General features: G+C 51.9%; 18 protein-coding genes. All 18 read left to right on the forward strand.

All coding sequences use genetic code 11. The annotated features are described in order from the left end of the window. Window positions 1–145 precede the first annotated feature (145 nt). Window positions 146–577: a hypothetical protein gene (locus ACMV8I_RS02705; RefSeq protein ID WP_498863673.1), complete on the forward strand. Its 432-nt coding sequence runs from the start codon at window positions 146–148 to the stop codon at window positions 575–577. Between the two features lie 613 nt (window positions 578–1,190). Continuing rightward, window positions 1,191–1,835, forward strand: a complete 645-nt coding sequence (locus tag ACMV8I_RS02710; protein WP_498863674.1) for a hypothetical protein — start codon at window positions 1,191–1,193, stop codon at window positions 1,833–1,835. A 412-nt stretch (window positions 1,836–2,247) separates the two neighbouring features. Continuing rightward, the gene (locus ACMV8I_RS02715) at window positions 2,248–2,859 is read left to right on the forward strand and encodes an RNA polymerase subunit sigma-70 (protein ID WP_498863675.1); all 612 of its coding nucleotides are present in this window, start codon (window positions 2,248–2,250) and stop codon (window positions 2,857–2,859) included. Continuing rightward, window positions 2,831–4,807, forward strand: a complete 1,977-nt coding sequence (locus ACMV8I_RS02720) for a phage terminase large subunit family protein (protein WP_498863676.1) — start codon at window positions 2,831–2,833, stop codon at window positions 4,805–4,807. Before ACMV8I_RS02715 ends, ACMV8I_RS02720 begins: the two co-directional genes overlap by 29 nt. An 8-nt stretch (window positions 4,808–4,815) precedes the next feature. Continuing rightward, window positions 4,816–5,079: a gpW family head-tail joining protein gene (gene gpW / locus ACMV8I_RS02725; RefSeq protein WP_498863677.1), complete on the forward strand. Its 264-nt coding sequence runs from the start codon at window positions 4,816–4,818 to the stop codon at window positions 5,077–5,079. Next, window positions 5,079–6,716, forward strand: a complete 1,638-nt coding sequence (locus ACMV8I_RS02730) for a phage portal protein (protein ID WP_498863678.1) — start codon at window positions 5,079–5,081, stop codon at window positions 6,714–6,716. The genes gpW and ACMV8I_RS02730 overlap by 1 nt, the downstream gene beginning before the upstream one ends. Next, window positions 6,713–7,567, forward strand: a complete 855-nt coding sequence (locus ACMV8I_RS02735; RefSeq protein WP_498863679.1) for a S49 family peptidase — start codon at window positions 6,713–6,715, stop codon at window positions 7,565–7,567. The genes ACMV8I_RS02730 and ACMV8I_RS02735 overlap by 4 nt, the downstream gene beginning before the upstream one ends. 2 nt (window positions 7,568–7,569) lie before the next feature. Continuing rightward, on the forward strand, window positions 7,570–8,211 hold the full coding sequence (locus ACMV8I_RS02740) for a DNA primase (RefSeq protein WP_498863680.1): 642 nt from the start codon (window positions 7,570–7,572) through the stop codon (window positions 8,209–8,211). Next, window positions 8,211–8,624 carry a head decoration protein gene (locus tag ACMV8I_RS02745; RefSeq protein WP_498863681.1) on the forward strand — a complete coding sequence of 138 codons (414 nt, stop codon included), beginning with the start codon at window positions 8,211–8,213 and terminating at the stop codon, window positions 8,622–8,624. The genes ACMV8I_RS02740 and ACMV8I_RS02745 overlap by 1 nt, the downstream gene beginning before the upstream one ends. Window positions 8,625–8,732: 108 nt before the next feature. After that, the gene (locus tag ACMV8I_RS02750) at window positions 8,733–9,782 is read left to right on the forward strand and encodes a major capsid protein (RefSeq protein ID WP_498863682.1); all 1,050 of its coding nucleotides are present in this window, start codon (window positions 8,733–8,735) and stop codon (window positions 9,780–9,782) included. Window positions 9,783–9,784: 2 nt separating this feature from the next. Beyond that, window positions 9,785–10,087, forward strand: coding sequence for a hypothetical protein (locus ACMV8I_RS02755; RefSeq protein WP_498863683.1), 303 nt, complete (start codon window positions 9,785–9,787; stop codon window positions 10,085–10,087). 2 nt (window positions 10,088–10,089) lie between these two features. After that, window positions 10,090–10,434, forward strand: coding sequence for a head-tail joining protein (locus ACMV8I_RS02760; protein WP_498863684.1), 345 nt, complete (start codon window positions 10,090–10,092; stop codon window positions 10,432–10,434). After that, a complete protein-coding gene (locus ACMV8I_RS02765; protein WP_498863685.1) occupies window positions 10,431–10,976 on the forward strand; it encodes an ATP-binding protein in 546 nt (181 codons plus the stop codon). Before ACMV8I_RS02760 ends, ACMV8I_RS02765 begins: the two co-directional genes overlap by 4 nt. Before the next feature lie 16 nt (window positions 10,977–10,992). Next, window positions 10,993–11,232 carry a DUF2635 domain-containing protein gene (locus ACMV8I_RS02770; RefSeq protein ID WP_498863686.1) on the forward strand — a complete coding sequence of 80 codons (240 nt, stop codon included), beginning with the start codon at window positions 10,993–10,995 and terminating at the stop codon, window positions 11,230–11,232. Further along, window positions 11,232–12,716 (forward strand): phage tail sheath subtilisin-like domain-containing protein, encoded by a 1,485-nt coding sequence (locus ACMV8I_RS02775; RefSeq protein ID WP_498863687.1) that lies wholly within the window; start codon window positions 11,232–11,234, stop codon window positions 12,714–12,716. The genes ACMV8I_RS02770 and ACMV8I_RS02775 overlap by 1 nt, the downstream gene beginning before the upstream one ends. Window positions 12,717–12,725: 9 nt before the next feature. Beyond that, a complete protein-coding gene (locus tag ACMV8I_RS02780; RefSeq protein WP_498863688.1) occupies window positions 12,726–13,094 on the forward strand; it encodes a phage tail tube protein in 369 nt (122 codons plus the stop codon). Window positions 13,095–13,096: 2 nt separating this feature from the next. Then, window positions 13,097–13,690 (forward strand): phage tail assembly protein, encoded by a 594-nt coding sequence (locus ACMV8I_RS02785; RefSeq protein ID WP_498863689.1) that lies wholly within the window; start codon window positions 13,097–13,099, stop codon window positions 13,688–13,690. A gap of 118 nt (window positions 13,691–13,808) precedes the next feature. Beyond that, entirely contained in the window at window positions 13,809–15,662 is a 1,854-nt protein-coding gene (locus ACMV8I_RS02790; RefSeq protein ID WP_498863690.1) for a lytic transglycosylase domain-containing protein, read from the forward strand. The last annotated feature ends 6 nt before the right edge of the window (window positions 15,663–15,668 follow it).

The following is a 15,668-nucleotide window of genomic DNA, read 5'->3' on the forward strand; positions in this document are numbered from 1 at the left end:
AATATAGACAAATCGAGGATCAGAAAGATAAAAAATCATATAAACAATTAATTTTTGAAGTCCCTCTAAAAAATAAGGGATTACGCTGTTTTGAGCGTTGCTAACACGGTAACCTGTGTATTCAATAATATACAAGGAATTTGATATGCCGTGCTTTGTTACACACTCCGTTATAAACGGCGAGGATACAGTCCAAAATCGTGACCTTGCTGTAAAAAAAGGCCTTGCAATGTCCCATCAACTTGCTAAGGAAATTGGTGGAGAAATCTTAGTTATTGTTCCTAACATCCAGCATTTGGAAAATGGCCATGTCCTCAGCGCACTTGGCGATGCCTTTGCTAAACAGCTCAAGAAAACAGCACCATTCGATATCCAGGGAATCACAATAAGCCGAACCTCAAAGATACCTTCTCATGTGGGAGCAGAGACAGTAGTTTGGATGCTTTGGCCTAGCTTAGTTACAGCAGAGTCTGTAAGTAAAGCATGTCAAGGAAAAATAAACATTGTGGCTACTGAATGGGTTCCTTTTGATGAACTTCATCGCTGGAGATTGGACAATAAGGCCAAATCTTTCTGATAAAGCTAAGCCGCCTACGGGCGGTTTTTTATGCACCCTTACATAAGTTCATGCCTTAGATAACCTGATCGTCATGTACGCAGATTCATGATGTACCTTAATTTTAGTATTTTTATGTACAAGCATTAATCGTTTGTTCGATATTCTATGGTACAGCGGTGTTTTTTGAAAAATCAGTTTTTCACAAAACATTGCGTTTTCCTCAATAAATTTTAAAAGTTCTTTCACCCCTCCTCTGCGGATCAGATGGGATTTGAATGAGATTTTATCGTATCCCTTGCTCTGTAAGTCAATCAGAGATGCACAAAGGTCTGAGTACATTTCTTTATATGCACCAGGTCCTATTGGACATTTTTTGAATCGCATATGAAGTGTTGGTGGCCCTATCAATTTGGGTGACACGGAGTATAGATTCATCTTGTAGGTGAAAGTTTTGACTAAGTAGAGCGCAACGAAACACAGCGTTATTGATAAAATAAAAAATGCATTAGTTAAATTCATACTTATCCTTTTGGGTATTTTTTACTTTCATCGGCAAATAACATAAAAACTTGAAGGGAATTTAAAAATAAACAGAATTAAATATCTGACGGCTTCATTATGAGGAATGGCGATGGTCGGATTAAAAGAGCTTTCATTACAACTCCAATCGCTTAAAAAACAAATCCCATACGCAGCGTCGCAGGCCTTAACCAGTGTGGCGAGGAAAATAGCAGCGGCGGAGAAAATAGCCTTTCAGCGCAAACTGGAAAATCCCACACCATTTACGGTTAATTCCGTGGGCTCTATTGGGGCACGCAGGGATAGCCTGACAGCGAAAGTTTATGTTCGTGACATTGCTGCCGGTTATCTCGAACCGTTCGAGTTTGGCGGTGTGCACAAGCTCAATGGCCAGGCGCTGCTTAACCCCAAAGACATTAAGCTGAACAAGTACGGCAACCTGTCACGCAATAAACTCTCCCAACTCAAAGCTAAGTCAAACGTCTTCATTGGTGATGTTGATGGCATCAACGGCGTATGGCAGCGGGTTAAGCCGAAGAAGGGACGTAAAGGTAAGAAGCGCCAGAAGCGGTCAGCCAATGGCACACGGCGTGCCCGCGATAAGAACCCCATGCCTAAGCTGCTAATCAGGTTCGGGGATGCACTGCCCGTTAAACCCACACTTGGTTACATGGAGAGGGCCGAGAAGATGGCCGCAGGTCTGATGCCTGGCGCTATCAGCAAGGCGATCGATGAGGCATTGAAGACAGCTAAATAAGGGGAAGATAAAGTGATTAATAGCAAATTAAAGATGAGGTTATACCGAGATTCTGAATCCTATCCCGGTAAAATTATCCTCGAGTCCTGTATGTATATCCCTGCTAAAACAGGGAACAACAACCATCTAAAAGTTGCGGATATAATTGATCTGAACGCACCGGTATGGCTGCCTATCGGGTATTCTAGTTGCATATCTCCACTGCGACGGTTTCGCTTTCAGTATAAGCGACTAAGGGAAGAACATCTGCAGGCGATCGAAAGAGCAATGCAGGCAATCAGTTGAGAATAGTTATCAATAAAAAAATGGGTCCTTCCCCGGTCCTTTCTATTGCACGGGCATTGCGCGCCGCGTTCTGCGTCTAGCTATGAAATTTTGAAATTTGGGTAACAGGTAACAACTGAGGTAACAGATGAATCAGTCAGATTTTGCAAAACTTCATGGCGTCAGTCGAAAGACGGCTACCACCTGGAAGGCCCGTGGCTGGCTGATTCTTGATGGTGATGACATCAATGTTGAAGCATCAAATGCCAACATTGATCGCTACCGAAAAACTGTTACCCGTGCAGAGAAAAAAAACGATAAAAGTGCGGTAGGTAACAAACAGGGTAACAAAGCAGGTAACAAGTCCAAGGGTAACAACTTGGGTAACAAACCTGCGAGTGATCCGGAAGATTCACCGACGAAAGTTGTAGAGCGCATGATCGCTGACAGTGGCGCCACAATGACACTCGACGAGGCCAGAACGCTGAAAGAAAACTTTCTGGCGTTACTAACTCAGCTTGAGTTCGAGATCAAGTCAGGCCAGGTGCTGCCCTACAAAGATATGATCTCCGCCGTTGGGCAGGAATATTCCCGCATGCGCACCCGTCTTATTGCGATTGCTCCTGAACATGGACCTCGCCTGCGGGTGCTTGCCTCAACCACCAGTGATGCGGAATTCGTGTCGGCACTGCAGGAGGTGGTTCATGAGGCAATGGAGGAATTGAGCCTTGATGCAGATAACAAACGGGGTGCCGACTAATTCCACAGCATGGGGCAACTTTGTTCGTGAACTAAAACAGCGTCGCACTGATATTGCTCCACCAGAACCGCTTTCTTTGAGTCAGTGGGCGAATACTTACGCCGTACTGTCAAAAGAAACCAGCGCACAGACTGGTCGATTCCGCTCCTTTGGATATCAGGATGGCATGATGGACGCCATCACCGACCCGTTGGTGACTCAGGTTTCAGTGATGAAATCAGCCCGCGTGGGCTATACCAAAATTCTCGATCATGTTGTTGGTTATTACCTTCAGCACGACCCATCCCCTATCCTGGTTGTTCAGCCCCGCGTTGAAGATGCCGAGGATTACAGTAAAACAGAAATTGCCCCCATGCTGCGTGATACACCGGTACTGGCGGCGATTGCCGGGGATAGTAAAGCAAAGGACAGCAATCAAACCATTCTCAAAAAACAGTTTCTCAATGGGGCAAACCTCACGTTGGTTGGGGCGAATAGCCCTGGCGGTTTCCGCCGTATCACCTGTCGTGTCATTTTATTTGATGAAGTCGATGGTTATCCATCCGGCGGTGCTGGTACCGAGGGCGACCAGATCGCCCTGGGTATCAAGCGTTCCGAAACATTCTGGAACCGCAAGATTGTGCTGGGCTCCACCCCCACCGTGAAAGGCATTTCGCGTATTGAGAAAGCGTATGGCGAAAGTGACCAGCGACGTTTTTACGTTCCCTGCCCACATTGTGCTGAATTTCAGGTTCTTGAGTGGGGTGGCCCGGATACGCCTTATGGCATTAAATGGGAGAAGGACGAAGAGGGTAACGGTTTGCCGGAAACGGCCTATTACGTGTGTCGACATACAGGCTGTGTGATCCATCATAACGATCTGTCGGTGATGGTGAAACGCGGTGAGTGGCGAGCGACCAGACCTTTCAAGGGGCATGCTGGTTTTCATATCTGGGCGGGTTATAGCCTTTTCCCCAATGCCGCGTGGAAATATCTGGTGGCCGAATGGTTAAGGGTCAAAGACGATGCGCTGATGCGGCAGACGTTTATCAACCTGGTGCTGGGGGAAGTCTATGAGGACCGTGGTGAAAAAGCGCTGAGTGAACGAAAACTCATTGAGCGCTGTGAGGTCTATGCAGCGGAGGTACCAGATGGTGTGGCCGCTATCACTGCCGGTATCGATACGCAAGATGGTCGATTTGAAATAGAGGTGGTGGGCTGGGGCCGCTATGAAGAAAGCTGGTCGATAGCCTATGACGTGATCGAGGGTGACCTTGAAACGGATGAACCCTGGAAAAGGCTCGATGCTTATCTTAAACAGATCTGGCGGCGCGCCGACGGGCGGGGCTTTACAGTAATGGCTGCCTGCATGGACTCCGGCGGGCATCATACGCAAAAGGTGTATGAGTTTGCCAAAGAACGGCTGGGGCGTCGTGTTTGGGCAATCAAAGGGGAATCTGCTCGAGGGGGGAAGCGCTCGCCTGTGTGGCCGACAAAGAAACCAACCTCACGTAGCAAGGCGCAGTTCAGGCCCATCATCCTCGGCGTTAATGCCGCAAAGGATTCAGTCCGCGCCCGGTTGCATATTGAGCCGCCGGAAGCCGGCATTGCCTCTGCGGGTTTTATGCACTATCCAGCGGATCGTGACCTCAACTACTTCGGACAATTACTGGCTGAGCGTTCGGTGACAAAAACGGCCGGTGGGCAGCGGTACCGCGTTTGGGAACAGTTACCGGGCAGGGCAAACGAAGCCCTGGACTGTCGGGTCTATTCGTATGGCGCACTGTGCGGTCTGATGTATATGGGCCTTAAACTAAACGGTCTGGCAGACAGTATTACGGCGGATGCCGGCAAGCTGTTGCCACCTCCTGTTGATCCCGAATATAAACAAAATCTGCGCCTGCCGGGCGTCATTATCTCAGAACCTGAGAAACCTCAGCGCAAACCTTTGCATAAGCGCCTCGCTTAAGGATCCCTATGTTTAATCCCAACTCCAGCTTATTAGCTGGTGCGATGACGCGTGACCAATTACAGGCCGCACTGACCAGCGCGCAGCAGGCCTATCTTGAGCTATCGACTGGTGCAAAAGGGGTTTCTTTCTCTTACACGCAGGGTGATGGCACCCGGTCAGTTGCTTATCAGCAGACGGATATAGGTCAACTCACCGCGTTGATCCAACTGCTTCAGGCTCAGTTAGGCATCGTTAGACGTCCGCGCGTGACGTTAAGGTTTCGGTATTGATGAAAAGTGGAGAGGTCAGAATTCTCGGGCTGAATGGTCGCCCGTTACCCCCATCGAACAGAAAGGCATCAATGCTAAATGGGTCGGGTCGCGTTCCCTATGACGCGGCTGATTCCTTCAGTGATGCCATGGCCAACTGGCAGCCCGCGCTTTGGTCGCCTGATAACGAAGTCAATATCTACCGCGACCGCATCGTTTCCCGCGTCCGCGACATGGCTCGCAATGATGGGTGGGCATCTGGGAGTGTCACACGCATTTTAGATAATGCAGTCGGTGCAAACTTCCGCCCGATCGCAAAAGTGGATTACCGCGCGCTTGCACTGCAAACCGGCCTGAAAGCTTTTGACGCTAAATGGGCCGACGAATACGGCCGGGCCGTTGAGGCCGCCTGGCGTACATGGGCGAAAGACCCGAACTGTTACTGCGATGTTGAACGGAAAAAAACGGTGTCCCAGATGCTCCGTCTGGCTTTCCGTCACAAGCTGGTGGATGGTGATGCGCTGGCTGTTCTGCAATACCGGACTGACCGGCTTGGACATGGACGGGCCCGTTATGCGACCACGATACAAATCATTGATCCGGATCGCCTGAGCAACCCACAGCAAGTTTTTGACATGCTTAACATTCGTGGCGGCGTAGAAATTGACGACGACGGCGTGCCGCTGGCGTATCACATCCGCAAAGCCCATATGGGCGACTGGTGGAGCGCCGAAAAAACGATGACTTGGGAACGCGTCAAGCGTGAAACCGCCTGGGGCCGGCCAATCGTTGTGCATGATTTCGACAGCGACCGAGCAGGGCAACATCGCGGTACCAGCATCTTCACCCCCATCGTCCAGCGCCTTAAAATGCTGATTAAATACGATGAAGTTGAACTTGAGTCATCGATCTTAAATGCCGTATTTGGGGCCTACATTACCTCACCTTACGACCCAGGTTTGTTTGCAGATTCTCTTCAAACAGATGACGTACTCGATTACCAGGATATGCGAACCAGTTTTCATGATGATAAGCGCATTTCTCTGCAGAGTGGTGCACGGATGCCGATCCTTGCACCGGGTGAAAAAATTGACACGGTTAATGCGGCCCGCCCGACAAGCAACTTTGCCGCATTTGAAAGCGCAACATTACGCAACGTGGCGGCGGCGCTGGGGATTTCCACACAGCAGCTGACACAAGACTGGTCCGATGTGAACTACAGTTCAGCCCGTTCTGCGATGCTGGAAGCGTGGAAGACTTTGACCCGTCGGCGCGATGATTTTGCCAGTGGTTTTGCTCAACCCATCTTCAGCAGTTTTATCGAAGAATTACACGATCTCGGCGAGGTTCCACTCCCTGCCGGTGCGCCGGAGTTTTTGGCGGCCAAAGCGGCTTATTGCCGTGCGCAGTGGATGGGGCCGGGTCGCGGCTGGGTTGACCCTGTTGCAGAGAAGAAAGGCGCGATCCTCGGCATGGATTCCGGCATGTCTACGCTGGAAATGGAAGTGTCAGAAAATGTCGGCGAAGACTGGGAAGAGCTTCTCGATCAGCGGGCGCGCGAAGTCGAAGCATTCAAAGAGCGCGGCTTGCCGGTGCCTTCATGGGCGCAGGCTGACACCTTTGCCCCTCAAACAATTAAAGATCCGGAGGCACAGTGAATTTACCCCATTTAGCGCAGCGTATGTTTAATACGCCGCTGGCATTACATCCCCGCAAAGCTGAAGTGGTTATGGCGGCGCTGACTGACCGTTTCGGCCTGACGCGCATTCAGTCAATGTCTGACTGGGAAGACGACGATGACAGCGCATTTACCCGACAGGCCCGTGATACGGGCTATGACGTGGTAGAGGGGGTTGCGGTGATCCCGATTCAGGGCACGCTGGTGCAGAAGCTGGGCACGCTGCGACCCTACAGCGGCATGACCGGCTATGACGGCATTCGAGCGTGCTTCCTCCAGGCGCTTAACGACAGCGACGTTAAAGCTATTTGCCTTGATATCGACTCACCGGGGGGCGAAGTGGCTGGATGTTTTGATCTGGCCGACGTCATTTATGCCTCACGCGGCAGCAAACCCATCTGGGCCATCTTGTCGGAAAGCGCTTACTCAGCTGCCTATGCGCTGGCAAGTGCCGCGGACAAAATCATTGTTCCGCGTACTGGTGGAGTCGGATCAGTGGGCGTCATCGTGATGCACGTTGATTGGTCACAAAAGATTAAAAGTGATGGCCTGCAGGTCACGATCATCACCTACGGGGATCGCAAGGCTGAGTCCAATCCGTATGAGCCATTAAGCGATACGGCGCGGAAAGCCATTCAGTCAGATATTGACGAAATGGGGCGCCTGTTCGTGAGTACCGTCTCCCGCAATCGCGGGATAGCAGAAAGAACCGTCCGTGATACCGAAGCCGCCTGTTTCCTTGGCGTCGACGGTGTGCAACTGGGGCTGGCCGATCAGGTGTCATCACCGGATGCGGCATTCCGCGATTTATTACAATTAGTTGGAGAGTAAAGATGTCAAAGAAAATTCGAGGTTTTGCGCACCTGTTCGGTTTTTCCGCTAACGCGTCAGAAGACGATGAAGACGAGAAAGAAAAGTCTAAAAAGGCGAAAGGCCGTCGTGCGGAGGAAGACGAAGACAACGACGAAGATGATAAGGACAAGGAAAAATCCAAAAAATCTAAGCGTGCAGAAGGAGATGATGATTCTGACGACGAAGATGATAAGGACAAGGAAAAGTCAAAGAAAGCCAAAGGCCGTAGTGCGGAAGATGATGACGACGACGCGGATGCTGACGAAGGTGACGAAGATGACGGTGACGATGATGAAGACGATCGTGATGTTAAAAAAGGCCGCAGTGCTGAACGCAGCCGTATCTCCCGCATTCTCGGCAGCAAATATGCCGCGGGGAAAGGGCCATTAGCGGTATCTCTGGCGATCACAACCGGTATGAGTTCTGCGGCCGCTGTCCGTGTCATGGCAAGTTCTGGTCCGATGCAGGTGCAGCAGCAGTCTCGCCGCCAGTCACTTGATGAGCGCATGTCCAAGGTTGAAAACCACCAGTTGGGCAATGCGGATACTGGTACGTCAGGTAATGCAAATTCAGTGGTATCTCGTGCTGCTGCTCTCTATAACCAGGCAAAGGGTAAAAAATAATGGATGTGACTCAAGTAGGGCAAAATGCCTGGGTACCAGGCGTGCAGCATGACACTTTCGTCCCGGATCAGTTGTTGTCCGGTCCTCTGCAGGTGGTATCAGATACGGTGACCATCCTGACCGGTTCTACGGCAACCTATAAGCGCGGTACCGTACTGGGTATGATCACCGCCTCCGGGAAATACACCCTGAGCGTGGCGACGGCGAACGACGGCAGTCAGGTTCCGCAAGCCATCCTGGCCGATGATGTGAATGCCACTGCGGCCGACACGTTAGCGGGTGTTTATCTGATGGCCGAGATCAACAAGAACCGCATCACCTTCGATCCTAGCTGGACGCTCGCTACGCTCAAACCTGCGCTCCGTCCGTTTGGTATCTTCCTGCGCGACAGCGTTCAGGCACCTGCCAGCTAAACACCCGTTTTAATTTAATCGCCTTCTTCGCATGCCCTTCACCGGGCAGGGCGTTGTGCGTCTTTTATTTATCCCGGCCAACAGGTCGGGACACAGAGAGAATAAGCCATGTCCCAAACTATTTACGATACCGTGTCGCTGGTCGGGTTGGTGCCCAATCTGATGACGTCTCAAAACTTCATCCTCGACCGATTTTTCCCCAACATCGTGACCAGTGACGATGAGTATGTGGCGATTGACGTAGATATCGGTCTGCGCCGCATGGCGCCGTTCTGTTCACCACTGGTCGAAGGTAAGTTGGTAGAAAGTCGTCGTTACCAGACCGACAAGTTCAAGCCCGCCTATATCAAAGACAAGCGCGCTCCTGACCTGCGTAAACCGATCCGTCGCCAAATTGGTGAGCGCATTGGTGGCGAATACACCGCCTCAGAACGTGAAATGCTGAACATCCAGTTCGAGATGAGCGACCAGATTGATATTTTGAATCGTCGCCTCGAGTGGATGGGTTGCAGCGCGATTGCCACAGGTACCGTCACCATCAAAGGCGACGGTTTCCCAACTACCGTCATTGATTTTGGTCGCGACCCGTCGTTAACCATCGCACTCAGCGGTTCAGACAAATGGCCGACCAGCGTTGAGGTTGGTGCAACCAACACCCAGCCAACGGACGACATTGAAGAATGGCAGGCGTTAATCCTGCAGAAATCTGGCGCACAGGCGACGGACATTATCTTCACCAATGCCTCATGGCGTGCTTTCAAGCTGGATACGTCGCTGAAAGGAGCCATTATCCTGCCGGCGCAGAATCCGTCCGGCAACATCATCAATCCGGGCGCGCAGATTGCGAAGGGCGCGGTGTGTAAAGGTTACTGGGGACAGTACACGCTCTGGCTTTACAACGACTGGTTCATTGACCCGGACACCGGCATCGAAAATCCGATGATCGCAGACGGTTCAGTAGTTATGTCGGGTGCGGATCTCATGGGCACCCGCGCGTTTGGTGCCATCATCGATCCCGCCTTTAACTACGGGCCGATGGCGTATGCGCCAAAAAGCTGGCTGCAGCCTGACCCGGCTCAGCGCTTCCTGCTGATGCAGTCTTCCCCCATCGTTATCCCAAGCCGGGTTAACGCAGCCCTTTGTGCGAAGGTGGTGTGATCATGGCAAAAGAGAAAACAACCGACGCAGCCTCTGAGGCTGTAGAACCGATCACCGTGGTGGTGCTCAAAGGGAAAAGCGTTCGTCATGATGGGGAAAGTTACACGCAGAACACCCGTGTGAAATTGTCACCAGGCGACGCCAGCCGTCTTATTGCTGCTGGCTTCGTGAAAACGCTGGACGCGGTAAAACTGGAAATGGAAGAGGCGTCCGGTCAGGAAGTCTCCGTCATAAAATCTGACGGTCAGTCCACGATCACATCAGACGAGCCTCCTGTCGTTAAATCCGAGAGCGAAGAAGACTGATAATGAGCATCAATTGGGGTCAACATCTGCTAGGTCCATTACATGGCGTATTTGGTGACCCGGTTGATTTTCGGCCTGCTGGTGGTGAGACATACACCATCAGTGGGATTTTCGACCGAGCCTATACGCAGGAGATTGAGCCACTGGATGACGGCAGTACGGTAAATACGACGTCCCCAGTCCTTGGTGTTTTGGACAGCCAGTTCACCTCTCCACCAAAGAAGGGGGATCGGGTATTTATCAGCATTGTCGGCGGTCAGACGGTGAACACCTTGTTTACCATTTCTGATATCCAACCTGACAGCCACGGTGGCTCAAAGCTCATTCTTAACAGGGTGAAGGTATGAATGCTGCAGGAGTAAGACTGCTCGTTATTAGCGCGCTGACCGGTAAGACGGATGCCGCTGAGCGCGTTTATTCACCCAGGGATTGGCCAACGTCGGAAGACATGTATCCGGTTATTCTCGTGCAAACCCCCTTTGATCTGAAAAACTCCCTTGGGCGGAACGTACCGCAATTTACGACGGTAACGACGGTGCGTATTACAGGCCGTCTGCAGGAGCTCGACGAGGTTGATCAGGATAACGGTGCAGTAAAAGCTGAAGTGGCGCTCGAGCAGCTGCGCGAACAGATTGAGCGTGCAGTGATCAATAGTTATGACCTCACGCGCCAGACTCAGCAGTTTCTGCAGGTCCGTTCTACCATCGATGTTAATGCAGGCGGCGAGGGTCATACCGCTCAGTTACTGATGGAACTAGATATCGAGTATTACCAGGGGCCGGAAGAATTTTACCCCATTGAAACCACCCCACTAGAGGGGGTCGACGTCACCATTGTAGAGCCGGACGGTACACCTGAAGTTCTCGTGACCATCGACTTGCCTCAATAACACCCTGGAGTCACCCATGTTTTTAAAACCGACCGCCGGGCGCACAGTGCGCGATCCGGTTAAAGGCACCCTATTGCCCGAAGAAGGAGCAGAAGTGCAGAAAAGCACCTTCTGGGATCGCCGGCTACGCGACGGTGACGTCGTAAATGCTGATGCCATGCCGCAGGGTAAGCCTGTGTCCCCGGCAAAAGTGACGGATACCAACACTGACAGCGATAAATCTACCGCTGCAACTGATACGGGGAGTGCCCGCTAATGGATTTCAAAAATATCCCTTCCAATCTCCGCACGCCGCTTTTCTTTGCAGAGTTTGATAATTCTCAGGCGAACACTGCGACCGCAACACAGCGCACACTGATCATCGGTCAGGCGCTGACAAGCGCAGGCGTGCAGCTCAATGTTCCGGTTATTGAATCCTCAGCGTCTAATACGGCCGGGATTTACGGTGCAGGCTCAATGCTCCACAACCAGATGGTCGCGTATCTGGCGAACGACGTGGCAGGTGAAATCTACTTACTCCCGCTAGCTGACGGTGTTGCCCAGACGGCAGCGACCGGTACGGTTACCCTGACAACTGCGCCAACTGAAAACGGCGTGATCTCATTGTATATCGCCGGACAGCGGGTACAGGCCACTGTGCTGAGTACGGATTCAGTGACGGTCATGGCCGCATCATTGGTGGCGGCAATTGCGGCGAAAACATCACTGTCCGTCATGGCCGCCGCCACAGTGGGCGTGGTAACACTGACGGCCAAAAATAAAGGGGCGCACGGCAACGACATTGATTTGCGTCTTAATTATCAGGGCAGTGCGGGTGGCGAAAGTACACCTGCCGGGCTTGGTATTGCTATCACCGCCATGACCGGTGGCGCGGGCGCACCTGACTTGACGACGGCTCTGGCAAATCTGGGCGATCGCACTTTTGACTTCATCGTCACGCCCTATACGGATACGACGTCTCTCGATGCGCTTAAAGGGTTGCTTTCCGACAGCACCGGTCGCTGGAGCTACGCGCAGCAGCTTTATGGCCATGTCTTCGGTGCGGCGTCAGGTACGTACGGCCAACTGACCACGGTCGGGGAAGCCCGAAACGATCAGCATGCCACGCTGCTCGGCGTCTATGACTCACCGACTCCGGCGTATGTTTGGGCGGCGGCTATCACCGGTGCGGTTGCGGGAAGTTTGCGTAACGATCCCGGCCGTCCGCTGCAAACCCTGGCCATCAGCGGCGTCTTGGCACCGTCTTTAGCTTCACGCTTTGAACTGACGGAACGTAACAACCTTCTTTACAGCGGGATCTCGACGTTTACCGTAGCCGATGACAACACGGTGCAGGTTGAGAATCTAATCACCACGTACCAGACCAACAAATACGGTGACGCAGATGACAGCTATCTGCAGGTTGAAACGCTGTTCCTGCTGATGTTCGTGACACGCTTTATCAGAACGCAGGTCACATCAAAGTTTGCCCGCATGAAGCTGGCCGCCGACGGCACTCGATTTGCACCAGGCTCAGCCATTGTGACGCCGAACATTATCCGCGCCGAGCTCATCGCCCAGTACACCCAACTGGAATACAACGGCTATGTACAGGATTCCAAAGCCTTCGCTGCCGGTTTGGTGGTGACGAAAAGCACCACGAATCCGAACCGTGTTGATGTGTTGTGGGACGGTGTCCTGATCAACCAGCTGCGCGTGTTCGCTCTCCTCAACCAGTTCCGCCTGCAAGCTGCGGCGTAAGGAAAAATCATGGCAGATACATCTAACCGCCTGGCGGGAACCGCGTTTGTGACAACGAACGGCGTCTCGATCATGGTCGCCGGCCAGTTTAAATACAGTCCTTCAAAGCTCAAGCGTGAAACGCTGACCGGTATGGACTACGTGCATGGCTATAAAGAGAAGCCCGCTGCGCCGTTCATCTCATGCCAGGTTCGCGATAGCGGGGGCACCACCGTGGCGGATTTCACTGCCATGACCAATGTGACCGTTGTGGCAGAGTTGGCGAACGGGAAAACAATTATTGGTACCGGCATGTGGACGGTCGAGTCGCAAGAAGTGGACAGCGAAGACGCGGTCTTCGACGTACGCTGGGAAGGTTTTGACGTCGTGGAGAGCTGATCATGGAAGAGCAGAATAAAACCATTACTATCCCGCTGGATAAACCGCTGACTGATGCCAGCGGTAAGCTGTCGTGGGAAGCGGTTGAGCTTCATGAACCGGCATTAATAGAGGTGAGCCAATTCTTTGATGAACAAAAAAAAAACGGCGCGCTCAGCGCCGCTGGCCTGCTGATCTCTCTGTTGTCAGGTATTCCGACGACAGCGGTAAAGCGCCTGCCTTTTTCCTCCTTTAAGCAATGTGAGGCATTTATTCTCACCTTCTTAAATTTTAAGCCCGAAGAGTCTGACCCGAGTGCGGTACCGGCGAGTGCAACATCAATAATGTTGTCTCGTCAGCTTGAGGACAACAACGGTAAACAGGCGTGGGTAAGTGTTGACCTCTGCGAACCTTACCTTGAGCAAGTAGATCAATTCTATAAAACTCAAACTGCTAAGGGGGGGCTGACGGCGATGGCGACATTAGTTTCGGAGTTGGCTGGTATTCCTTTGCCGGTGATTAACCGGCTTTCCTTTACCGATTACAAACGCTGCGAGACATACCTGCTGGTTTTTTTAAACTACTCCCCGACGGCGGCAGATGGCGTGACCGCATAGCCGATGTGACTTACTACTACGGCTGGGGAGCAGGGGACGGGTGGGCAATGACCTGGTCAAAGCTCGCTTGGTGGCTTGAGCAGGCGAAACGCATCAATAAGGTAAAGGAAAATAAGTAATGGCCAACGCATTTGATTTCCAACTGAGGGCTGACGATCAGGTTTCTCAGTCGATTCAGAACATCGATGACGCCGTGAAAAAGCTGCTACCTCAGTTGGACAATGCGCGCACGGGGTTGCAGCTTGGCGGCCGACAGTCCTCTGAGGGGGTTGATGAGATTGGCGCTAGGCTGGGAAATTTGGCAAAAAATGCCAGGGATGGCGTGCAGTTTGTGGGTGACCTGGTTCCGCCGCTGAAAATGGTGGGTGGCTTAACGCTGGGGTTGGGTGGGCTGGCCACAGTGATTAACGGGGTTAAATCATCCATAAAGGAATATGCCGATTCTGGGTATAAAATCGATACAACGTCCAAAAACATCAGTACGACCACGCGAGCATATCAGGAACTGACTGGTGCCATGATCGAGAATGGGGCTGCACGGGATTCAGCGGAAAGTTCAGTCACTGGCCTCTATCAGCGCGCCAATGATGCCCTGAATGCGCGTGATGATCCCTTTAACGCACTGTTGGCACAGATGGGCATCAAAATCAGTAAAACCAAGGAAGGGATGGCGGATGTTGTAAAGCTGATGGATGACCTTAACAAGGCCATGCTGAAACAGACCCCAGCCAGGCAGGCGGTGATTGCGCAGGTGGGCAGATTTTCACCTGAACTCCTGAGCTTCTTGCGTCAGAGTACAGATCAGGTCCAACGCCTGAAAGACCAGGCCCAGCGTGATGGTCTGATATTTTCTGATAAAGATGTTCAAAATGCCTTAGCGTTCCGAAACCAGGTAAACCAAATCTCCGCAGCTTGGGATGGGATGTTAATGAAGGGGCAGGCGTGGCTCGGTCAAGCCCCGACTGTTCAGAAAAGCTTTGATGATGTCTCTCAAATCATGCAGCACGGACTGGATGCGTCAACAGTGGGCTCCCTAATGACCTGGAACAGCGGCGGGAAGCAAGCAGATCGGCTGCGAAGCGCTGGTCAAGATGAAGCATTTAAGAAAACGCTGTCGTGGGATGAAAAGTTAGACTTGAACCTGGGCTATGCGTCAGGGGATTTGGTCAAAAAGTTCGATAGCTATTATGGCGCTACCGATGCCGCCAAACAGTTACAGCAGGATGTAAACGGTCTGTATGTACAGCCGCCATCATCGGTTGAGCCAGCAGGTAATGTGCGCTCACCACAATCTGGCTCTGAGCCATCGTCATTCTCACAGCTAGAATCGAAGTACAAAATCCCTCGAGGGACACTGAATAATGTCTATCAAGCTGAGTCTGCTGGCGGGAAACACCTTTTTTCTCCAGCAGGTGCTGAAGGGCCATTCCAGTTTATGCCAGCAACGGGACAGCAATACGGACTTAAAGATCGTGCCGACAGAATGGACACCGACAAATCAGCTGAAGCCGCAGCACATTATCTTTCCGACCTATTGACTCAGTTCGGCGGCGACATGAAAAAAACCATAGCAGCTTATAACTGGGGGCCCGGAAGGGTAAGTAGCTTAGGTCTAGCTTATGCACCGAAAGAAACGCGCGACTATTTGGGGCGGGTTATGCCCGGACTTCCAGATCATTACAACGCATCCAATAGCGGTGATTCATTGATGCCGATAACTGATGATCCTCTGTCTGGTGGAGGCACTCAATCAGGTAGCTCGAGCGAACAAAATATAAATACCTCTGCATCTACTGCAGCGCCCCAGGGCGAAAAGGGTGCGGATACGCAGAAGGTGGTCGATGCGCTGTCTACGGCGCTGAAAGATAATGCCAGCAAGATTGAAGTGACGCTGATCAACGGTCGTACCGGTGAGCGACAAAGGGCTTCTGGCTCGGGCGGCAAAGTGACTGCGGCCATGTCGATGCCGTGATATTTA

This window comes from Ewingella sp. S1.OA.A_B6 (assembly GCF_049889095.1).
Classification (GTDB): Bacteria; Pseudomonadota; Gammaproteobacteria; order Enterobacterales; family Enterobacteriaceae; genus Ewingella.